Annotated in this window: 20 protein-coding genes; 4 read left to right on the top strand and 16 right to left on the bottom strand. The window is 67.6% G+C overall.

Annotated elements, in window-relative coordinates; genetic code table 11:
• Positions 1–261: 261 nt before the first annotated feature.
• Both ABU113_RS06020 and ABU113_RS06015 read right to left on the bottom strand, forming a co-directional pair.
• Positions 262–759 carry an aromatic-ring-hydroxylating dioxygenase subunit beta gene (locus ABU113_RS06020; protein ID WP_454558593.1) on the bottom strand — a complete coding sequence of 166 codons (498 nt, stop codon included), beginning with the start codon at positions 757–759 and terminating at the stop codon, positions 262–264.
• A gap of 2 nt (positions 760–761) precedes the next feature.
• On the bottom strand, positions 762–2,066 hold the full coding sequence (locus ABU113_RS06015) for an aromatic ring-hydroxylating dioxygenase subunit alpha (protein WP_454558592.1): 1,305 nt from the start codon (positions 2,064–2,066) through the stop codon (positions 762–764).
• Positions 2,067–2,141: 75 nt separating this feature from the next.
• On the opposite strand from ABU113_RS06015, the gene ABU113_RS06010 reads away from it, so the two are divergent.
• Entirely contained in the window at positions 2,142–2,741 is a 600-nt protein-coding gene (locus tag ABU113_RS06010) for a MarR family winged helix-turn-helix transcriptional regulator (RefSeq protein ID WP_454558591.1), read from the top strand.
• Here ABU113_RS06010 and ABU113_RS06005 read toward each other — a convergent pair.
• The 6 genes from ABU113_RS06005 to ABU113_RS05980 form a co-directional block, all read right to left on the bottom strand.
• Positions 2,624–3,349, bottom strand: a complete 726-nt coding sequence (locus tag ABU113_RS06005) for an SDR family oxidoreductase (RefSeq protein WP_454558590.1) — start codon at positions 3,347–3,349, stop codon at positions 2,624–2,626. The two genes, ABU113_RS06010 and ABU113_RS06005, sit on opposite strands and share 118 nt — an antisense overlap.
• Complete coding sequence (locus ABU113_RS06000; RefSeq protein WP_454558589.1) at positions 3,346–3,807, bottom strand: Zn-ribbon domain-containing OB-fold protein; 462 nt, start codon at positions 3,805–3,807, stop codon at positions 3,346–3,348. Before ABU113_RS06000 ends, ABU113_RS06005 begins: the two co-directional genes overlap by 4 nt.
• Positions 3,804–4,994: a thiolase family protein gene (locus tag ABU113_RS05995; RefSeq protein WP_454558588.1), complete on the bottom strand. Its 1,191-nt coding sequence runs from the start codon at positions 4,992–4,994 to the stop codon at positions 3,804–3,806. Before ABU113_RS05995 ends, ABU113_RS06000 begins: the two co-directional genes overlap by 4 nt.
• The gene (locus tag ABU113_RS05990) at positions 4,991–6,688 is read right to left on the bottom strand and encodes an AMP-binding protein (RefSeq protein ID WP_454558587.1); all 1,698 of its coding nucleotides are present in this window, start codon (positions 6,686–6,688) and stop codon (positions 4,991–4,993) included. The genes ABU113_RS05995 and ABU113_RS05990 overlap by 4 nt, the downstream gene beginning before the upstream one ends.
• Positions 6,689–6,822: 134 nt before the next feature.
• Positions 6,823–8,388 carry an indolepyruvate oxidoreductase subunit beta family protein gene (locus tag ABU113_RS05985; protein ID WP_454558586.1) on the bottom strand — a complete coding sequence of 522 codons (1,566 nt, stop codon included), beginning with the start codon at positions 8,386–8,388 and terminating at the stop codon, positions 6,823–6,825.
• Positions 8,389–8,402: 14 nt separating this feature from the next.
• The gene (locus tag ABU113_RS05980) at positions 8,403–10,538 is read right to left on the bottom strand and encodes a thiamine pyrophosphate-dependent enzyme (RefSeq protein ID WP_454558585.1); all 2,136 of its coding nucleotides are present in this window, start codon (positions 10,536–10,538) and stop codon (positions 8,403–8,405) included.
• Between the two features lie 158 nt (positions 10,539–10,696).
• Here ABU113_RS05980 and ABU113_RS05975 point away from each other — a divergent pair, with 158 nt between their 5' ends.
• Positions 10,697–11,194, top strand: coding sequence for a MarR family winged helix-turn-helix transcriptional regulator (locus tag ABU113_RS05975; protein WP_454558584.1), 498 nt, complete (start codon positions 10,697–10,699; stop codon positions 11,192–11,194).
• 66 nt (positions 11,195–11,260) lie between these two features.
• Positions 11,261–11,770: a MarR family winged helix-turn-helix transcriptional regulator gene (locus tag ABU113_RS05970; RefSeq protein WP_454558583.1), complete on the top strand. Its 510-nt coding sequence runs from the start codon at positions 11,261–11,263 to the stop codon at positions 11,768–11,770.
• A gap of 200 nt (positions 11,771–11,970) precedes the next feature.
• Here the strand turns inward: ABU113_RS05970 and ABU113_RS05965 are convergent, their stop codons facing one another.
• From ABU113_RS05965 to ABU113_RS05945, 5 genes are all read right to left on the bottom strand, one after another.
• Complete coding sequence (locus ABU113_RS05965) at positions 11,971–12,408, bottom strand: RidA family protein (RefSeq protein WP_454558582.1); 438 nt, start codon at positions 12,406–12,408, stop codon at positions 11,971–11,973.
• A 67-nt stretch (positions 12,409–12,475) separates the two neighbouring features.
• Positions 12,476–13,660 (bottom strand): acyl-CoA dehydrogenase family protein, encoded by a 1,185-nt coding sequence (locus tag ABU113_RS05960; RefSeq protein WP_454558581.1) that lies wholly within the window; start codon positions 13,658–13,660, stop codon positions 12,476–12,478.
• A gap of 21 nt (positions 13,661–13,681) precedes the next feature.
• On the bottom strand, positions 13,682–14,494 hold the full coding sequence (locus ABU113_RS05955) for an enoyl-CoA hydratase family protein (protein ID WP_454558580.1): 813 nt from the start codon (positions 14,492–14,494) through the stop codon (positions 13,682–13,684).
• Positions 14,495–14,512: 18 nt separating this feature from the next.
• Positions 14,513–15,271, bottom strand: a complete 759-nt coding sequence (locus ABU113_RS05950) for an SDR family NAD(P)-dependent oxidoreductase (protein ID WP_454558579.1) — start codon at positions 15,269–15,271, stop codon at positions 14,513–14,515.
• Between the two features lie 101 nt (positions 15,272–15,372).
• Entirely contained in the window at positions 15,373–15,837 is a 465-nt protein-coding gene (locus tag ABU113_RS05945) for an acyl-CoA thioesterase (protein ID WP_454558578.1), read from the bottom strand.
• Positions 15,838–15,962: 125 nt separating this feature from the next.
• Between ABU113_RS05945 and ABU113_RS05940 the strand changes: the two genes are divergently transcribed.
• Positions 15,963–18,332: an oxidoreductase gene (locus ABU113_RS05940; RefSeq protein ID WP_454558577.1), complete on the top strand. Its 2,370-nt coding sequence runs from the start codon at positions 15,963–15,965 to the stop codon at positions 18,330–18,332.
• Positions 18,333–18,571: 239 nt separating this feature from the next.
• Here ABU113_RS05940 and ABU113_RS05935 read toward each other — a convergent pair whose 3' ends face one another.
• The 3 genes from ABU113_RS05935 to secF all read right to left on the bottom strand — a co-directional run bounded on the left by ABU113_RS05935 (position 18,572) and on the right by secF (position 21,215).
• Positions 18,572–19,777: an acyl-CoA dehydrogenase gene (locus ABU113_RS05935; protein WP_454558576.1), complete on the bottom strand. Its 1,206-nt coding sequence runs from the start codon at positions 19,775–19,777 to the stop codon at positions 18,572–18,574.
• Between the two features lie 95 nt (positions 19,778–19,872).
• Positions 19,873–20,262, bottom strand: coding sequence for an Mth938-like domain-containing protein (locus ABU113_RS05930; protein WP_454558575.1), 390 nt, complete (start codon positions 20,260–20,262; stop codon positions 19,873–19,875).
• Positions 20,259–21,215 carry a protein translocase subunit SecF gene (gene secF / locus ABU113_RS05925; protein WP_454558574.1) on the bottom strand — a complete coding sequence of 319 codons (957 nt, stop codon included), beginning with the start codon at positions 21,213–21,215 and terminating at the stop codon, positions 20,259–20,261. Before secF ends, ABU113_RS05930 begins: the two co-directional genes overlap by 4 nt.
• Positions 21,216–21,224 lie beyond the last annotated feature (9 nt).

Raw genomic sequence — 21,224 nt, 5'->3', positions numbered from 1 at the left:
GCGTCCGGTATGACGAACCAGCCATTAAGCATCCGTTACTGCGGAGGAATATCTCGCGGCGACGGCGAAATTACCCGCAACTTTTCACATTCTGGCGGCCATGATGTGCCATATCCGCCTCGACACCGGGCCGAATCGTCCGATTTGGCGGCAGGATCGCCGCGCGGACGCAAATCAGAAGCGGACACGAATCAGACGCGGGCACGAATTGGACAAGGCTGCGGCATCGGCGCTTGCGGGCCGAGCCCCGCGCCACCACGATCAGATGTAAAGCTGGACGCTCTCGTGCATGGCGTCGCAGTTGACCAGATCGACGCGCTTCTGGCGGATCTTGAACATCGCGCCGTCCCACAGCAGATCGTGGCTGACCTTGCCGCCGAACACGGTCTGCTGGTCGCGGCGATAATAGAGCATCAGCAACCGCGAACTGACGGTGAGCGCGCCGCTGCTGGCGTCCCACGCCCGCAGCATCACGTTGGAGACCAGATGCGAGCTGCGCGGCGGCGGCTGCAACGAGTAGGCCTCCGGGTTGGTGAAGCGGGCGATGCGCACCGCCCGCAGCAGCCGGTTCTCGTGGATGTGCGAGATGTGGTTGACCGCGTCCGGCTGATTGACCGCCGCCGGCAGCCAGTAGACGCCATCGTCGGTGAACAGCGCGTCCCACGCCGCCCATTGCTGGGCATCGAGCAGTTCGGCCTCGTGGTAGAGGAAAGCCTCCAGCTGGTGCTGGGTCGGCGCGTCAAAAGTGGTGGTGTTCACGCTCAATCCTCCGCGCTCATATACTGCGCCCACGCCGCGTACTGGTTGCGGAAGGCAAGGTCGCTCGACCCGATGGCGGTCCGGCCGCCGTGATCCGCCGGCGTCTCCTGCCCCAGGTAGCGGTGCATGCTCACCCAGTCGTTGGCCTCGGTCATCAGGCCGAGCTGCTGCCGGCGATAGGCCTCGGCATCGTCCGGCCCCACCAGGTTGAACGAGGAATTGATCAGGTTGCAGTAGAGGATCGAGCGCTGCAGCAGTTCCTCCGGCGCGCCTTTCAGCCGCAGCACCCAGGATTCCACCAGCGTCTTGTCGACCGCGATCGGCCGCACCACCCGGATGGTCTGGATCGCGCCTTTGAGCGTCAGGCTGGGATAGACCACCGTGTTGTGGCGGTTGACCGAATAAATCTCCTTCATCCGCTCCTCGCCGTAGGCCTCGGTCATCAGCGCGTCGTAGGCGGGGATGCCGGAATAGGCGGAGTGGATGCTCACCTGGCCGCCGGAATAACCGTGACCATAGGGATAGGCATGCAGGCCCATCTCGTCGAAGAAGGAATAGCTGTTGGTGAACGGCGACAGGATTTCGATGGCGGACGGCATCCTGGCATCCTTGCCCAGCGCCTTGTCGGCAACGCGGCGCGCGGTCAGGCTGGAGGAATTATGCGTCACCATCGGGTGCATCATGTCGTTGAGGTTCTCGACGAAGAATTTCCAGTTGGAGTCGTGCAGATAGCGGAACACGCCGCCGGTGACTTCCAGCGCGCCCTCGGGTGAGCGGTCGACCATGTTGTCGATCGACGAGGCGACGCCGCCCAGCCACGCCTCCAGCGCCGGGCCATCCTTGGCCAGGCTGGCGAACACGAAGCCGCGGTAATTGCCCACCCGCGCCACCGCGTCCATGTCGGCACACGGCTTGCCCTTGCCGATGGGCGAGCCGTCATAGCCCTTTTCCAGCGGAATGACCTTGTTGCGCCCTTCGGTGTCGAACACCCAGCCGTGATAGAGGCAGCGGAAGTGGCGGGCGTTGCCGCTGGTGTCGCCCACCAGCTGCGCGCCCTTGTGCGGGCAGCGGTTGTACAGCACCCGCACCTGGCCGTCGGCGCCGCGCACCATGATCACCGACTGCCGGCCGATCGTGGTGTGATAATAATCCCCCGCTTCCGGCACCTGGCTGTCATGGCCGACAAAGATCCAGGCGCGCTCGAAGATGCGCTGCATTTCCAGATCAAAGATCGCCGGATCGGTGTATAGGCGACGGTGCACGCTGTCAGGGCGCACCAAGCTGGCGACGTCGAGGGGTTCGGTCATGACGGGCCTTTCACTGTGTGGCGTCGAGCATAGCGCTATTATTTGAAGTTTCAAGTATTGGATTGGGGAGAGCGGATGGCAAAATCGGGCAAGTCGACCGCCTACCGGGCGCTCAGCGACCCGGCCAGCAGCGCCTTCCGGCTGGCCGACTACCCCTTCTACCTGCTCTACCGGGTGGCCGAGGTGTACAGCGACGTGCTGGAGCGGCTGCTCAAGCCCATCGGCATGGACCGGCCGCGCTGGCGGGTGCTGATGTCGCTGGCCGAGCATAATCCGGCCTCGCTCAGCCTGATCGCCGACATGGCGGCGATGAAGCTGCCCACCTTGCAGAAGGTGGTGCAGCGTATGGCCGCCGACGGGCTGGTGGCGACGGCGCCGCGCGCCACCGATGCCCGGGTGACCGAAGTGACGATGACCGCCGCCGGCCGCCGGGCGCTGGCGGAAATCCGCCAGCAGGCCTCGCGCGCCTTCGCGCTGGGCACCGGCAACCTGTCGGACGCCGAGCTGATGCAGTTCAACGTGCTGCTGCGGCGGATCGAGGCCGATCTGGTGGAGGCCTACAGCGCCAGGGAACCGACGCTGGTGCCGCCGCAGACGAACAAGGTCTGCCCGGTGACGAAGCCGGCGTCGGCGCCAAGGAAGAAGCGCACCGCGCGCGCCACGTCGTCGGGCTGACCCAGCCGGCCGACGGGAATGGATTTGGCCAGCTGATCCTTCTTCGGGCTGTCGGCCGGCACGATCTCGTGGAACATGTCGGAGACGATCGGGCCCGGCGCCACGCAGTTGACGGTGATGCCCAGCGGCCCCAGCTCCAATGCCCAGGTGCGGGTCATGCCCATCATGCCGGCCTTGGTGGCCGAGTAGGCGGTGCGGGTGGCCAGCCCGAGTGCCGCGCGCGAGGCGATCAGCACGATGCGGCCGAAGCCCGCGTCCTTCATCGTCGGCAGCGCCGCCTGCGCCAGCGTGATCGCCGCCGCCAGATGCAGGTTGGCAAGATAGTCGAGGTCGGCCAGCTGCACATCGGGCAGCAGCGCCGGGCGAATGACGCCGGCGTTATGGACGATGCCGGTGACCTGGTGGCGGGCGGTGACATCGCGGGCGGCCTCGGCGGTCGCCGCACGGTCGGCGAGATCGACCTCCACCGTCTCGAAGCACGGATGCGAGATGGCGCCCGACCGGCGGGCCAGCGACACCACCCGGTGGCCGGTCGCCAGCAGGTCGCGGCAGATCGCTTCACCAATGCCGGTGCTGCCGCCGGTGACAACGATGGTTCCGTGGGTCATGGCTGTTCCTGTCCTGTCTGGGCCTGCATCAGGCTGTCGAGATGGGCATCCGCCGGCAGCGCCGCGCCCGGCGTCCAGGCCAGCAGCACGCGCCGGCCGCTGGCGTCGGCCACGGCATGGACGTCAACCGCAGCCCCGGTCGCGCACAGCCGCGCGGGCAGGTGCACCAGCGCGCGCGGTCCGGCGTCGAGCTGCACCATGCCCACCGTCCACGGCAGGCGGCTGTGGAAATAACCCAGCGCGGACGCATGACCGCGCGTCCAGCTCAGCACCCGCCCGCCGGTCGCTACCGGCTGCCAGGCAAGGTCACCGCCGAGGCAAGACGAACAGACCTCGCGCGGCGGATATTGGGTGGCGCCACAGGATGCGCACACCTGCAGGCGCAGCCGGCCATCGGCGCACGCCTCGCTCATCGCCGCACCGGGGCCGGAGCGGGCAAAGGGGGGAAGCTCACTCATCGCCAGCCGGCCTCCAGAATGGTCGCCGCCGTGCACAGGCAGCGGTCGTGGATCACCATGCCGTAACCCGACACCAGCGCCCGGCGTGCGCCAGCCACCGGATTGCCCAGCGCCTGGCCGGTGAGCTGGCGCAGCGCCTCCACCAGCCCGAGGAAGCCGCCGGCGGCACCGGCCTGACCGGCGGACAACTGCCCGCCGCTGGTGTTGTGCGGCAGGCCGCCGCCATCCCAGGTGGTCGGCCGCTCGGCGATCAGCCGCGCCGCCTCGCCCTTGGCGCAGAAGCCGAGGTCCTCCAGCTGCAGGAAGGCAATTACCGGATAGTCGTCATAGGTCTCGACGAGATCGACATCCGCCGGGCCGACGCCGGCCTGGGCATAGAGCTGATCGGCATCCATCGCCCAGCCGCCGCGCCAGGCGACCGGATCGTCGGCGTAGGCGTTGTGGCGCTCGATGGCGCCGGCGACCGTTGCATAGGGCAGGCCGAGGTGGCGGGCGCGGTCCTCGCTCATCACCAGAAAAGCGTCGGCGCCGGCGCACGGCATCACGCAGTCGAACAGGTGGATCGGCTCGGCGACCGGGCGGGCGGCGAGATAATCCTCCAGGTTCAGCGGCTTTTTCAGCAAGGCGTGCGCGAAGTTGCTGGCGTTGTGGCGCTGGGCGACGCACAGGCGGCCGAAATCCGCCCGCGTGGCGCCGAAGCGTTCCATATAGTGGCGGGTAATCATGGCGAACACGCCATTGGGGCCGAGTCCGCCATAGGGATAGACCGCGTCCATCGAGGCGTTGCTGAACCGCTCGATCAGCGCCGTGAAGGCGCCCGGCTGGTTGGTGTCACCGGCGATGCAGGCGATAACTTCGGCATCGCCGCACTGGATGGCGCGTGCCGCCCGGCGCAGCGCCATCACGCCGCTGGCGCCACCGGTGGGCAGCCACTCCAGCCAGCGCGGGCTCATCCCGAACTGTTCGGTCAGCGCGACGCTGGTATCCGGCGCCAGCGTGAAACTGGAAACGGCCAGCCCGTCGATGTCCGCCTTGGCGATGCCGGCGCCCTCGATCAGCCGGGCCAGCGCCTGACCGATGAACCAGGCCGCCCCGTGCGGGCTGGTCTTCTGGTAGGGCACTGTCACCGGCACGGCGACGGCAACGCCCTCATAGCCGCGCGGCAACCCGGCAGCAGGGGTGCTCAATGCCCGGCTCCCGGCGTTTTCGGCCGCTTTTTCAGCGCGCACAGATCGATCATGTCGCGGGCCTCCAGCCGGTCGAGCGCCAGCTTCTTGATGGCGCCGCGCGCCAGCTTCTGCGAGGCGGTCTGCGGCAGGGTCTCGACAAAGGCGATATAGCCCGGCGCCTTGAAGTAGACGAGCTTTTCCATCGCCGCGTCGAAGATCGCCCGCGCCGTCGCCGCGTCCGCCGCGTGGTCCGGCCTGACCACGACGCAGGCGAACACCTCCTCGCCGCGGATTTCGTCGGGCACCGGCACCACCGCGCACGCCGCCACCGCCGGGTGCTGCATCAGGATGCTCTCCACCTCCACCGCGGCGATGTTCTCGCCGCTGCGCCGCACCACGTTCTTCAGCCGGTCAACGAAGTAGAAGCTGCCCGCGTCGTCCACCTTCACCACGTCGCCGGTGTGGAACCAGCCGCCCTCCCAGGCGGTCGCGGTGGCCTCGGGGTCCTTGTAGTAGGCGGTGAAGAAGCCGGCGCGCGGGTCGCCCTCGGCGCGGCGCACCAGCAGCTCGCCCGGCGTGCCCACCGGCGCGTCGGCGCCAGCCTCGTCGACGATGCGCCAGGCCAGCCCCGCCGGCGCCTTGCCGAAGCAGCGCTGGCCGCGATGGCGCGGCTCGACGTTGGCGGTGATCCAGGCGGCACCGCCGGTTTCGGTCATCGCCCAGGCCTCGACCAGCGGGAAGCCGAAGCGATCCTCGAAGCGGACATGGTGGCGCGGGTCGACGCCGGCGCCGAAGCCGAAGCGGATCTGACCGCTCATGTCGTCCTCCGGGCTTTCCGGCGCGCCCAGCAGCATCGCCGGCATGACGCCGAGATAGTGCAGGCAGGTCGCCCGGCTCTCGCGCACCGAGCGCCACCAGGACGAGGGGTGGAAGCGGTCAAGCTGGATGACGCAGCCGCCGACCATCATCATCGCCATGAACGAGCAGGCCAGCGCGTTCATGTGCGTTACCGGCAGCGGCGTGATCAGCCGCTCGACGCCGGGGCGGAAAGCGCAGTAGCCGCCGAGGCTGACATACAGTCCGCCGGCGGCGAGGAAATAGGCGTTGGAGAGAATGCAGCCCTTGGGGCTGCCGGTGGTGCCCGAGGTGTAGAGCAGTGCGGCCTCGCGCGCCGGCGCGTCGTCGGTCAGCGCCGCCGCCGGTGCACGGGCCGGCGTGGCGACAGCCGCCCCGACGGCGCAGACCGGCAGCGCAAGGCCCACCGCGTCGCGGGCGGCCTCCACCTTGCCGACATGGTCCGCCAGACAGACTGCGGCCGCGGCATCGGAGTGCTTGAGGATATAGCCCAGTTCGGCGGCGGCCATTTCAGCGTTGAGCGGCACGACGCTCGCGCCAAGCCCGTTGAGCGCCAGCACATGCAGGAAGAAATCCGCCCGGTTGTCCATCGCCAGCGCCACCCGGTGGCCGGCGACGAAGCCCGCCGCGCGGTAAGCCCCCGCCAGTGCCGCCACCGCCGCGTCCGCTTGCGTGTAGGTCCAGTCGACCGGCCCCTCGGCATAGCGCGCCGTTGCCTCGGGCGGGATATGGATGAAAGCGTGGGGGCCAAAACCGGCGACGGCCTGGCGGAAGGTCTCGAAAATCGTCTGGGCGCGCGACATGGCCGGGTCCGTCTCCAGAGCCGGGCCGTCGCGGATGGTCCCGGACAGGGACATGCATCGCCAACGGGCGCAGGCTCGCTTCAAGGTCTGGCGCCGGCGACAGCGCCGGTCATCGGTTCCGCAGGTTAGTCGCCATTACTTGATGTTTCAAATAATATCGCGACCCACCCGGTCGAATATGTCGATACTCACGCCGCCAGCGCGCCCGCCTGCTCCAGCGTCGCCAGTGCGTCGGCCAGCGCCCGGCCGTCCTCGTCCGCCAGCGCCGCCTCGCGCAGCCGGGCAACGATGCCGGCGGCATCAGCATGACCGGCCAGCCGGTCGAGAACGCCCAGCACCAGGCCGAAATTGCGCAGGCCGCGTTCGTGGGTGTCGCTGTAGCCCTTCACCAGCCGCTGGCAGCGGGCGATCTCCAGCGCCAGTGCCGGATCGCGCGGTGCGTGGGTGGCGATGAGGTCGAGCCAGGCGGTGATGCGCCCCTGCTCCAGCTCGTAGCGCAGCGTCGCGCGGCGGAAGCGGCGCAGCCGGCCGAGCAGCCACAGCATGACAAACCAGCCGGTGCGGCTGGTGGTGACATGACGGCCGGCGCGGAAATAGGGCTCCAGCCAGTTGACCAGCGACGGTGAATTGAGGATCCGCCGCCCCCACGCCGCCGGCAGCGTCTCGCACACCTCCACCAGACGCGGATGCATGAACTCGGTGACGTCGATGATCTGGTCGGCGGCCGCCTTCACTTCCTGACGGACGCGCGCGAAGCGGCTGTCGCGGGTCTTGAGGTCGGCGACCCGGATGGTGTCCTCATAGGCCATCCACAGCGCCAGGCCGCGCGCCGTCTCGCGGGTCAGCGCCCAATCCTGCTCCGCGCTGTCGAGCGCCGCCACCGCCTTCAGGCGATCGAGGTAGAGGTCGGCATAGGCCGCATCCTGATAGTCCATCAGCTTGCGCACGCCCTCGACCGCGAAATAGCGCGCCGGCGCCGGCAGCTCCGCCATCACCCGATCATACAACCGGCGACCTGCCGCACTGCTCGGCTGGGCCGGCGTCTCGTCCGGCGTCGCCGGTTGCGGCACGCAGGCCGTCTGGGCTTCCGTGAAGCCGGCGGCGAACCCCTTGAGGTTGGAGGCGACCGCGACACCGGCCTTGCGGATCGCATGCTCGAACGCCTCGCGCGGGAACGGCAGGGCGCCGCTGCCGGCCAGCGCGCCGAACATCACCGAACTGATCACCGAGCCGGAGCGGTCGGTCGCGGCCTCCATGTCGAAGGCCACCAGCTGGCGGGCCTTTTTCGCCGCCGCCTCGATGATCTTGTCGGCGTTGCCGAGCCCGTTGCCCATCGCCGCCTTTTCCGACACCGCATAGACACGGTGGGTGGAGGTGATCAGCAGCGTGCGCGCCGGGCTGACCAGCCCGCGCAGCACCGCGCGGCCGCCTTCCATCAGTTCCGAGGCAATGACCACGTCGACGTCGCCGGGCACCGGCATCATCGCCAGCACCGGCTCGCGGCTCTCCGGCGCGGCGGCCTCGGGGAAGAGTTCGAGATAATAGACGGTGGCGCCGGTGCGCTGGGCGACGCCCGGCACCGAGGTCGACTGCACGAAGTAGCCGTTGTCGGTCGCCAGATCGACGATCCAGTCGGCCAGCACGCCGCCGCCCTGACCGCCCAGCGCCAGCAGGGCCAGGGTGATCGGGCGCGGTGTGGTGGCGGGCGTCTCGGCGGACGGGGCGGCGGGCGTGAGGGCGGTGGTGTCGCTCATGGTCCGGTTCCCTCTCAATATGCCCGCGCCTGACGCGCGCGTGTTGCCCTGTTCTGCAGGAAGCCGATCACCACGTCGCGCACCCGCGCCTTGAAGCGGTCCCAGCCTGTCGGGTTGAACAGCAGTTGCGCCCGGTAGAAGGACGGGCAGAGCACCGCCGCGTGGGCGACCTCGCCGCACAGGCCGCAGCCGACGCAGCTGTTTTCCACATGCGCCACCGGGTCCTGGCGCAACGGATCGGGGTTCGGCTTCACCGTCAGCGACGGGCAGCCGGACAGGCGGATGCAGCTGTGGTCGCCGGTGCAGGTATCGGGATCGACGCCGAAGCGTTCGCGCACCAGCCGCTGGCCGTTCTTCACCGCCTTGTTGAACAGCGGTTTCACCCGGCGCTGCTTGTTCAGCATGCATTCCGACTGGGCGACGATCACCTTGGGCCCGGGCTCGCGGGTGGTCAGCGCCTCGCGCAGCACGTCACGCATGGCGGCGATGTTGTAGGTGCGCGTCAGCGTGCGCACCCAGTTGACGCCGACGCCGCGCACGGCGGCCTCGATCGGGTGCTTGGTCGAGCGGATCTCGTTTTCCGCGCCGGAGGAGAGAATATCCTGGCCGCCGGTGGCCGCCGAATAGCCGTTGTCGACGATCACCGTAACGTTGTCGTCCTGGTTGAACACCGCGTTGCCGATACCGCTGGTCAGGCCGTTGTGCCAGAAGCCGCCATCGCCCATCACCGCGATGGCCCGGCGCGAGCCGCTGTCCGGCCGCAGCGCCGAGGCACCGGCCAGACCGAGCCCGTAGCCCATGGTGGTGTTGCCGATGTTGAACGGCGGCAGAATCGAGAAGAGGTGGCAGCCGATGTCGCAGCTGACGTGCACCTGACCCAGCTCGCGCTGCACCAGCTTCATGGCGGTGAAGATCGGCCGCTCCGGGCAGCCGGTGCAGAAGCCGGCCGGGCGCGGCGGAATTTCCTTGGCGACCGTCGCCGGCAGCGTCTCGACCGGCGTCGCCTCCGGCATCACCAGATCCGGCGCCCAGGCCTGGAGGAACCTGGCCAGCCCCTCCCTCACCACCTGGCCGGTATATTCGCCGGCGCGCGGCAGCACATCCTTGCCGATGACGCGGGTCTGCAGGTCTGCCTTGCGCAGGATGGTGTTGAGCTCATGCTCGATGAATTCCGGCTGGCCTTCCTCGACCATCAGCACCGCCGACTTGCCGGCGCAGAAGTCCACCAGCTCGTCCGGGATCAGCGGGTAGGTGACATTGAGCACATAGATCGGCAGCCGGGCATCGCCGAACACATCCGACAGGCCGAGCAGCTCCAGCGCGCGATTGAGCGTGTTGTAGAGGCCGCCCTGGACGATGATGCCCACCGGGCCATCGCTGGCACCCAGCCGCTCGTTCAGCTTGTGCTCGCGGATGAAGTTGATCGCCGCCGGCCAGCGCTGCTCGATCTTCTCCACCTCATGCAGGAAGTTCGCCGGCGGCAGCACGATACGGCTGGTGTCGCGCACCGGATTGTTCAGCGCGTCGCGCACGGTGAAGGCCGGCCGCCGGTTGTCCTTGGCGACGAAGCGGCCGTGGACGTGGCAGGCGCGGATGCGCAGCTCCAGCATCACCGGCGTGTTGGAGGCCTCCGACAGCTCGAAGCCCTTCTCCACCATGTCGACGATGGTGGTGAGGTTGGGGCGCGGATCGATCAGCCACATCTGCGACTTCATGGCGAAGGCGTGGGTGCGCTCCTGCATGATCGAGGAGCCTTCGCCGTAATCCTCGCCGACGATCACCAGCGCGCCACCGGTGACGCCGCCGGAGGCGACGTTGGACAGCGCGTCGGAAGCGACATTGGTGCCGACCACCGACTTCCAGGCGACCGCGCCGCGCAGCGGGTAATTGACCGAGGCCGCCAGCATGGCGCCGGCGGCGGCTTCCGAGGCGCTCGACTCGAAATGCACGTCGAGTTCCGCCAGCAGATCGGCGGCGTCGGCGAACACGTCCATCAGGTGGGAGATGGGCGAGCCCTGGTAGCCGCCGATATAGGCGACGCCCGATTGCAGCAGCGCCTTGGTGACGGCGAGAATGCCTTCGCCATGGAACACCTCGCCGGCGCCCATCTTCAGCGTTTCGACCTCGGCCTTGAATGAACGTTCCGCCACGCCCGTCTCCCTGCCCGTCCCCGCGGCCGGCCGGCGCCCTTGTTGTGTGCGCTCCCGGCACTTGCCGCTTGAATTATCGCCCCCAACCGCCCCACAACGGCGGTCCATCACAGCTTATCGCCATTATTTGCAAATGCAAGTATCAACAAGGGACCACCATGGCGCAGGATACCTCCAGCCCGCCGACCGACCCCCGCCTGCGCGGCAACCCCGGCACGTCCGATTTCCAGGTCGACTACTACCCCTTCTACCTGCTCAACCGCACCGTCGGCCGCTACAACGGCATCATCGAAGCCGCCCTGCGCGCCATCGGCGTCGACCTGCCGAGCTGGCGGGTGCTGATGATTCTCGGTGAATCGAGCCCGCGCAGCATCGGCCAGGTGGCGGAGACCGCCGTCATCGCGATCTCGACCATGACCCGGATGATCCAGCGCATGGAAGCCGCCGGCCTGGTGCGCTGCCAGCCGCGCCCCAATGATAACCGGGTCACCGAGGTCTATCTGACCGACCAGGGCGCCGACATGCTGGCGCGCACCCGCGCCATCGCCGCGCCCGTGTTCGAGCAGGCGATCGACGGGTTCAGCGCCGGCGAGTTCCAGCAACTGGTCGACCTGCTGAACCGGCTGTACCGCAACCTCACCAAACCGGCGCGCTGACCCTTTATTCGGGCGGCAAATCTATTTAGACTTGAACGATCAACCAGAGCGAGAAGGTGCACAACCTTGAGCAATATATCCGCCCAGAGTCTGGCAGCCGCGCCGCCCCCCGTGGAGAAGCTGGGCGGCGGGCCGCACAGCAAGAACTCGCTGCGGGTCTGGCTCAAGCTGCTGAGCTGTACGGCGACACTGGAGAAGAGCCTGCGGTCGCGCTTCCAGACCCAGTTCGATACAACCCTGCCGCGATTTGATGTGATGTCCGCGCTCGACCGCCACCCCGACGGACTGACCATGAGCGAGCTATCGGCGATGCTGATGGTCTCCAACGGCAACTCCACCGGCATCGTCAAGCGGCTGGAGGAGGAAGGGCTGGTGCAGCGGGCGTCGCTGGAGCATGACCGCCGGACCTCGGTGGTGCGCCTGACCGACAAGGGCACCCAGGCCTTCCGCGACATGGCCAAGCATCATGAGAGCTGGATCGACGCGCTGTTCGGCGACCTGTCGACCGCGGAAATCGAGGCGCTGATGGCGCTGATCGACAAGGTTCGGGCCTCGGCCGCCCATCATCTGGACTGACGCCCCATCCGGCTGCCCTTGCCGGCATCTGATCGGTCCCCGCCGGCTTTTGCCGGCATCTTATTGTCCCTGCACCCAGGCGCCGCGTTTCCGGTCATCCTGTCGCCGGCCGACACGCCCTGTCCGCGCGCCGCCGGCAGCGTTATAGTCAGCGTGCCTCCGGCAGCCCCGGACTCAGCGTGCCTCCGGCAGCCGTGGACTCAGCGTGCCTCCGGCACGACGGCCGTCACTTCGATCTCGATCTTGGCTTCCAGCTCCATCAGCGCGCTGACCTCGACCACCGCCATCGCCGGGTAGTTGCGCCCCATCAGCCGGCGGTAGGCCGCGCCGATCTCGGCGAGGCTGTCGTGATATTCCTCACGGCTGGTGACGTACCAGGTCATCCGCACCACATGCTGCGGGCCGGCGCCGGCTTCCGCCAGAATGGCGAGAATGTTCTCCAGCGTCTTGGTGAACTGGCTGGCCATGTCCGCGCCGGCGAAGCGGCCGTGCTCGTCCCAGCCGACGATGCCGCCGGTCACCACCAGCCGGCCGGAGGCGGCGATGCCGTTGGCGTAGCCCTTGGGCCGCGGCCAGCCGGCCGGCAGCAGCGTCTGATGCGGCGACACCGGGGCGGCGACAGGGGTGGACTCACTCATACTCTTGACCTCTTCAACGTTCCGGCACGCAACGCACCAGTGACTTTTCCGTAACGCGACAACCGCCTCAGGCGCCTTTGGGCGCCGCCGCCTCGGCGAGCAGCTGCTTGGCGATGACGATTTTCTGCACCTCCGACGCGCCTTCGTAGATGCGCAGCGCGCGGATCTCGCGGTACAGCGTTTCCACCGGCACGCCGTGGACCACGCCCAGGCCGCCGAACATCTGCACCGCCTTGTCGATGACCTGCTGCGCGCTCTCGGTGGCGTGCAGCTTGGCCATCGCCGCCTCGCGGGTGTTGCGCCGGCCCAGCACGTCACGGGTCCAGGCGGCGCGGTAGATCAGCAGCGCGCTGGCGTCGATATCCAGCGCCATCTCGGCGAGTTTGCTCTGGGTGATGAGGTTGTCGGCCAGCGTGGCGCCGAACAGCCGGCGGGTGGTGGTGCGGTCGATCGCCTCATCCAGCGCCCTGCGGGCAAAGCCCAGCGAGGCCGCACCCACCGTCGAGCGGAAAATGTCCAGCGTCGCCATCGAGGCCTTGAAGCCCTCGCCCGCCTTGCCGAGCAGGCGGCGCTTGTCGACCTTCATGTTGTTGAACTTCAGCGTCGCCAGCGGATGCGGCGCGATCACCTCGATCCGCTCGGCGATCTCCAGCCCCGGCGTGTCGGCATCCACCACGAAAGCTGAGATGCCCCTGGCTCCCGGCGCCTCGCCGGTCCGCACGAACAGCACGTAATAGTCGGCGATGCCGCCGTTGGAGATGTAGGTCTTGGCGCCGTTGACGACATAATGGTCGCCCCGGTCCTCGGCGGTGGAGTCCATGTTGGCGACGTCCGACCCCGAGGCCAGCTCGGTGAGCGCGAAGGCGGCGGTCTTGGTGCCATTGCGCACGCCGGTGAGATATTCCTGCTTGATCGCGTCGGAACCGAACAGGGTGATAGTGCCCGAGCCCAGACCCTGCATGGCGAACACGAAGTCGGCGAGCCCGGAGGTACGGCCCAGCGTCTCGCGGATCAGGCACAGCGAGCGCACGTCCAGCTCGTCGAACTTGCCGCCATAGGCGCGCGGCACCGCGTAGTCGAGCCAGCCGCCCTGGGCGAGCTTGGTCAGGATCACCTTGCACTGGCCGTCGATGTCGTGCTCGCTGTGGCCCAGCGGCGCGATCTCGGCCGCCACCCAGGCGTCCAGCTCGGCGGCCAGCGTGCGGTGGTGGTCGTCGAAGAACGGCCAGTCGAGAAACGTCTTGTCGCTCATGATCTTCCCCGTCTTTTAATCTCAGTCGCCCTCGAACACCGGCTTCTGCTTGGCAACGAAGGCATGGTAGGCGCGCTCGAAATCGCGGGTCTGCATGCAGATCGCCTGCGCCTGGGCCTCCGCCTCGATGGCCATGTCGATGCTCATGCTCCATTCCATGTTCAGCTGGTTCTTGGTGAAGCCGTTGGCGAAGGTCGGCCCCGCCACCAGCCGTGCGGCCCAGTCGCGCGCTTCCACGTCCAGCGCCTCGGCGGCGACCAGCTTGTTGAAAAAGCCCCAGCGCTCGCCTTCCTCGGCACTCATCGAGCGGCCGTAGAACAGCAGTTCCGACGCGCGGCCCTGACCGATGATGCGCGGCAGGATGGCGCACGCGCCCATGTCGCAACCGGCCAGGCCGACGCGGTTGAACAGGAAGGCGGTCTTGGCCGCCGGCGTGGCCAGCCGGATGTCGGAGGCCATGGCGATGATGGCGCCGGCACCGGCGCACACACCGTCGACCGCCGCGATGATCGGCTGCGGGCAGCCACGCATCGCCTTGACCAGATCGCCGGTCATGCGGGTGAAATTGATCAGCCCCACCATGTCCATGCCGACCAGCGGACCGATGATCTCGTGCACGTCGCCGCCGGAGCAGAAGTTGCCACCGGCGCCGGTGACGATGACGGCATGAACGTCGCGGACATAGACGAGGTTGCGGAACATGTCGCGCAGCTCGGCATAGGACTCGAAGGTGAGCGGGTTCTTGCGCTCCGGCCGGTTGAGCGTCACCGTGGCAATGCCGTCGGCGAACGCCCACTTGAAATGCGTCGGCGAAAAGCTGGTCGGATCAAACATCGTGGCGTCCCCAAAGAATCACATGATTTCGCCGCCGGCCACCACCAGCGACTGGCCGGTGATGGAGCGGGCCTGTTCGGAACACAGGTACAACACCGCCGCGGCGACTTCCGCCGGGTCGATCAGCCGCGCTTGCGGGTTGTGCTTCACCAGCTCGGCCAGCGCCTCGTCGCGGCCGCGGCCGGTCTTGGCGACGATATTGTCGAGCGAGCGCTCCACCAGTTCGGTGTCGGTGAAGCCCGGGCACACCGCGTTGGCGGTGACGCCGGTGCGCGCCAGCTCCAGCGCCAGCGTGCGGGTGAGCCCGATGACGCCATGCTTCGAGGCGCAATAGGCGCCGGTATAGGCATAGCCCTTCAGCCCCGAGGTGCTGGCGACGGTGATGATGCGGCCATAGTCGCGCCTGGTCATCGCCGGCAGCACCGCGCGGGTGCACAGGAACGGCCCGAGCAGGTTGACATCCAGCATGGCGCGGAACTGGTCGAGGCTGGTTCTGGCGACCGGCGCCGTCACCGCGGCCCCGGCGTTGTTGACCAGAATATCGACCGGCGCCAGCGCCTCGGCTTCGGCGAACGCCTGGGCGACGCTGGCCTCGTCGGCGACGTCGACCGCGATGCCCGCCGCGCCCGGCAGGCTGTCGAGCACGCCCCGCAGCCGCTCCACCGAGCGGCCCATCAGGGTCACCCGGGCGCCGGCGTCATGGAGCGCACGGGCGATCGCTAGGCCGATGCCCGATCCGCCGCCCGTCACCACCGCGTGTCTGCCGTCAACACTCATGCGCCTCTCCCGTCCGCAATTCTTTTAATCTTAAAACAGTTGCCCGGTCAATCGGCACAGCTGCCAGGGCCGACCGCAACGGCAGGCGTCTGTCCGGGGGGTCAGGACCAGTCCCAGCCGCGCACGGCGTCGGCGTCATCCTCCGACTCGACGAACGGCAGCATCCGCGCCCGCACGGCCTCCGGCCACGGCAGGCTGCCCGGCGGCACCCGGCGCATGTCGGTATGCACCAGCGTCGGCGTCACCGAGAAGCGCAGCTCGTCGCCGCAGCGGGCGTGAATGCGCACCCGCACGCTGCTGTTGCCGAGGTCGGCGACGGTCAGCCAGAAGGTCAGCATGTCGCCGATCATCGACGGCCGCTTGAACAGCACTTCCAGATGGACGGTCGGCGTCCCCAGCTTCAGCTCGACATGGATATGATGAAAGTCATAGCCGAGCGCCTCGCGGAACCAGTCCTCGACGACGTCGTTCACCATCTCGAAGTAGCGGGGATAAAAGACGATTCCCGCCGGATCGCAGTCCCGGAACCGTACCAGCCGCTCCACCTTGAAACTCTTGGTCGTCATCAGGCCTGTCCTCGCCGTCGTTCGGGGTGCGACATCGCATCTCACCGGGGGCGTGTCAAAAGCTCTGGCATTTATTTTATGCTTAAAGTATATCGAGTGCCATAGCCTAGTGAGGGAGACGGTCGATGAAGATCACGGTGGTGGGCGGCGGACCCGGCGGACTCTATTTCGCGATCCTGACCAAGAAGGCACGCCCGGACTGGGAGATCGCGGTCTACGAGCAGAACCGGCCCGACGACACCTTCGGTTTCGGCGTGGTGTTCTCCGACGAGACGCTGGAGGAATTCCTCAGCCGCGACCCCGACTCCTACGAGATGATTCGCTCCTCCTTCGCCTACTGGGACGACATCCTGATTCGCTACAAGGGCCACGAGATGCGCTGCGGCGGCAACGGCTTCGCCGGCTGCTCGCGCATCCAGCTGCTGCAGATCCTGCATGAGCGCTGCCGCCAGGTCGGCGTCGAGCTGATCTTCTCCGAAGTCATCGACCCCGAGACGCTGGAAACCCGCTTCGCCGACTCCGACATGATTCTCGCCAGCGACGGCATCAACAGCCGCATCCGCGAGTACTACAAGGAGTCGTTCCAGCCGGAACTGACCATCAAGACCAACAAGTTCACCTGGATGGGCTCGACCCGCCAGCTGCCGGACTTCACCTACTTCTTCAAGGAAACCGCCCACGGCATCATCGTCGCCCATACCTACCAGTATGAGCCGGGCTATTCGACCTGGGTCATCGAGATGCCGGGCGAGTGCTGGGACGGCCATGGCTTCGCCGCCATGAGCGAGGCGGAAAGCGCCAAGTACCTCGAAGGCGTGTTCGCCGAGGAGCTGGAAGGCCATCCGCTGCTCATCAACCGCTCGGTGTGGCGCAACTTCCCGAAGATCTACTGCCGCAACTGGTGGCACAAGAACATCGTCATCCTCGGTGACGCCAAGGCCAGCGCCCACTATTCCATCGGCTCCGGCTCCAAGCTGGCGATGGAATGCGCCATCGCGCTCGCCGACGCCGTGCTGGCCCATGGCGAGACCTCCATCGAGACCGCCTTCCAGGCCTATTACGACGCCCGCAAGGACGCGGTGCAGATCACCCAGCACAATGCGGAAGTGTCGCTGAGCTGGTTCGAGCATGTGGCGCGCAGCTGGGACATGAAGCCCTGGCAGTTCGCCATGGTGGTGATGTCGCGCGCCAAGTCGATCACCTATGACAATCTGGTGCTGCGCGATCCGGGCTTCGTCGAGAAGGTCGAGACCGAGTTCTACGAGACACTGCTGGAGGAAACCGGCGTCGATTGCCGCGCCACCCGGCCAACGCCGATGTTCACCCCGGTGCAGCTGCGCGAGATGGTGGTGCCCAACCGCGTCGTCGTCTCGCCGATGGCGCAATATTGTGCCGTCGACGGCGTGCCGACCGACTGGCATCTGGTGCATTATGCCAGCCGCGCCATTGGCGGCGCCGGTCTGGTCTATACCGAGATGACCTGCCCGTCGGCGGACGCCCGCATCACCGAGGGCTGCCCCGGCCTGTGGAACGACGAGCAGGAAGCCGCGTGGCGGCGCATCGTCGAGTTCGCCCACGCCAATTCCGCCGCCAAGCTGTGCCTGCAGCTCGGCCATGCCGGCCGCAAGGGCTCGACCCAGCTCGGCTGGCAGAAGATGGACCGGCCGATCGCCGAGGCCAGCCACAACTGGCCACTGGTCTCCGCCTCCCCCCTGCCCTACCTCGACGGCATCTCGCAGACGCCGGCCGAGCTGGACGAGGCGGGCATGGCGCGCATCACCGCCGACTTCGTGGCGGCGACCCAGCGGGCCAACCGCGCCGGCTTCGACATGCTGGAGCTGCACTGCGCGCACGGCTATCTGCTGGCGAGCTTCCTGTCGCCGCTGACCAACCAGCGCACCGACGCCTACGGCGGCTCGGTGGAAAACCGCATGCGCTTCCCGCTGGCGGTGTTCACCGCGATGCGCGCCGCCTGGCCGGCGGCCAAGCCGATGTCGATGCGTATTTCCGCCGAGGACTGGGCGGAAGGCGGCATTTCGGAAGAGGATGTGCTGGCCATCGCGCGCGCCTTCGCGGCCGCCGGCTGCGACCTCATCGACGTTTCCACCGGCCAGACGGTGCCGTTCCAGAAGCCGGTCTATGGCCGCATGTACCAGGTGCCGTTCGCCGAGGCCGTGCGCAACATCACCGGGCTGAAGACCATGTGCGTCGGCGCCATCACCGAGCCGGGCCAGATCAACACCATCGTCGCCTGCCGGCGGGCTGATCTGGTGGCGGTCGGCCGGCCGCATCTGGTCGACCCGGCCTTCACCAACAAGGCGGCGGCCTGGTACGGCACCAAGCTCGACAGCTGGCAGCCGCAGTATCTCTCCGGTGCCGCCCAGCTCTACCGCGAGCAGGAAAAGACCCGCGAGAAGCAGCTCGAACTCCAGCGCAAGGCCAAGCCGAAGCGCCACCACACCGAGCAGACGCTGCAACGGCGCGCCGCCGAATAACCGGCACCACGATGGGGGGCGCGCTCAGGCCACCTTCCCGTCGCCGCCGGCTTCCCTTCCCTGTTGTCCCCGTGGTGTTGCGTTTGTCGCGGGGCGTGAAAAAGCGGACCTTCCCCAAGGTCCGCTTTTTTATGTGACGCGACGACTGGCGCCCCGGTCTGCGGCGCACACGAAAAAGGCGGACCCCGCAAGGCCCGCCTTTCGCGTCGGTCGCTGAACGTCAGGCTCAGGCGCCGGGCTCAGGCGAACGCCTGCAGCCCGGTCTGGGCACGGCCCAGGATCAGCGCGTGCACGTCGTGGGTGCCCTCGTAGGTGTTGACCGCCTCCAGGTTCATGGCGTGCCGGATGACGTGGAACTCGTCCGAGATGCCGTTGCCGCCGTGCATGTCGCGGGCTTCCCGGGCGATCGCCAGCGCCTTGCCGCAGTTGTTGCGCTTGAGCAGGCTGATCGCCTCCGGCGCCAGCTTGCCGGCGTCCATCAGACGACCGGCCTGCAGGCAGGAGACCAGGCCCAGCGTGATCTCGGTCTGCATGTCGGCCAGCTTCTTCTGGTAAAGCTGGGTCGCCGCCAGCGGCCGGTTGAACTGCTTGCGGTCAAGACCGTACTGGCGCGCGGCGTGCCAGCAGAACTCGGCGGCGCCCAGGGCGCCCCAGGCGATGCCGTAGCGGGCGTTGTTGAGGCAGCCGAACGGGCCGCCGAGACCCTTGATCTCCGGGAAGATGCGATCTTCCGGGATGAACACGTCCTTCATCACGATCTCGCCGGTAAGGCCGGCGCGCAGCGAGAACTTGCCCTCGATCTTCGGCGTCGACAGGCCGGCGTCGCCGCGCTCCAGCACGAAGCCGCGGATCTCGTCCTTGCCGGTGTCGGGGTTGGCGAGTTTCGCCCACACCACGAACACCGAGGCGATCGGCGAGTTGGTGATCCACATCTTGGCGCCGTTGATGATGAAGCCGCCATCGACGCGGGTGGCGCGGGTCTTCATCGAGCCCGGGTCGGAACCGGCGTCCGGTTCGGTGAGGCCGAAGCTGCCGACCCACTCGCCGGAGGCCAGCTTGGGCAGATACTTCTCGCGGTGGGCCTCGGTGCCGTAGGCGTAGATCGGCCACATCACCAGCGAGGACTGCACCGACAGCGTCGAGCGGTAGGCGGAGTCGACGCGCTCGATCTCGCGGGCGATCAGGCCATAGGCGACATAGGAGACGCCGGGGCAGCCATAGCCCTTGATGGTGGGGCCGAGCAGGCCAAGCTCGCCGGCTTCCTGCATCATCTCGGGGAAGAACTTCTCGTGGCGATTACCTTCCAGCACCCGCGGCATCAGCTTGTCGTCGCAATAGGCGCGGGTGGCGTCGCGGATCAGGCGCTCGTCCTCGGTCAGGCTCTCGTCCAGCAGCAGCGGGTCTTCCCACTTGAAGGCGGGCCAGGTGATCTTCTTGGGTGCCATGTCGTCTGCCTCACTCTCTCGAAAGTCTGACCTTCATTTATTTTAAGTCTAAAATGTTGTCCAGTCCCGACGGCGGATTCTCGACGTCCATCGGTCTAGAGCAGCGGCAGCAACGCCGCCGCCACGCGCCGCGCTTCCGCCACCAGTACATTGTAGGTCCGCGCCGCCGCCCGGCTGTCCATGAAGTCGACCGCCAGCCCCTGCGCCTTGAGCGCCGTCAGCAGCGTCTTGTCCGGCCGGCGCATGGTGCCGCCGGTGCCGATGAGCAGGATCTCGATGGCAGGATCGGCCGTGGCGAGCGGCGCGAACTGGTCCAGCCTCACCGCCTCCAGCGTCGTCACCGGCCAGTCATGCACCGCCTCGGGCAGGATGAGCAGCCCTTGCGCGAAGGTCCGGCCGCCAGCCCGGAAGCCGCCGCCCGGCGTGTAGCCCTGGATGCCGAGCGCGCCGCCCTTGGGCGCCACACGCTCGAAGCCGCCGGTCACGACGCCACCTTCTCCGCCTTGCTCTCGTCGTCCTTGCCGATGAAGGTGGCCGGGCCGACCCGCATCCACACCAGCATCGGCGCGGCGATATAGATCGACGAGTAGGTGCCGATCAGCACGCCCAGCAGCATGGCGGCGGTGAAGCCGCGAATCACCTCGCCACCCCAGATCAGCAGCGCCACCAGCGACAGCGCCATGGTCACCGAGGTCATGATGGTGCGCGCCAGCGTCTCGTTGACGCTGAGGTTGAGCAACGGCTCGATGTCCATCTTGCGGTATTTGCGCAGGTTCTCGCGGATGCGGTCATAGACGACGATGGTGTCGTTGAGCGAATAGCCGACGATGGTCAGCACCGCCGCCACCGACGACAGGCTGAATTCCATCTGGGTCAGGGCGAAGAAGCCCATGGTCAGCGCCACGTCGTGGACAAGACTGAGCAGGGCGCCGACGCCGAACTGCCATTCGAAGCGGAACCAGATGTAGATGGCGATGCCGAGCATGGCCAGCCCGATGGCGAGCCCCGCCTGCTGGATCAGTTCGCCCGACACCTTCCCGCCGACGGTTTCCACCCGGCGGAAGCTGACGTCGTCGCCGTAGGTCTTGCGCAGTGTGTCCTGCACCGCCACCACGGCCTTCTGCTGGCCGGCCTCGCCACCGGGCTGCTGGGCCAGCCGCACGGCGATCTGCTGCTTCGAGCCGAACTCCTGCAACGATACGTCGCCCAGCCCCAGCCGGTTGAGATCCTCGCGCATGTCGTCGAGGTCCGGCGTCACGGACTGCGAGAAGCCGACCTCCATCATGATGCCGCCGGCGAAGTCGATGCCGAAATTGAGGCCACGCAGGGCGACCAGCAGGATCGAGCCCACCACCAGCGCCACCGACAGGGCGGTGGCCAGGTACTTGAGCCGCAGGAAGTCGATGTTGGTGTTGTCGGGGACGAGTTTCAGCAACATGGCCCGTCT

Source organism: Parapedomonas caeni (genome assembly GCF_041060555.1).
Lineage (GTDB): Bacteria > Pseudomonadota > Alphaproteobacteria > Sphingomonadales > Sphingomonadaceae > CAUJIW01.
Note: the sequence above shows the minus strand (reverse complement) of the source record. Positions and strands in the feature narration are given on the sequence as shown.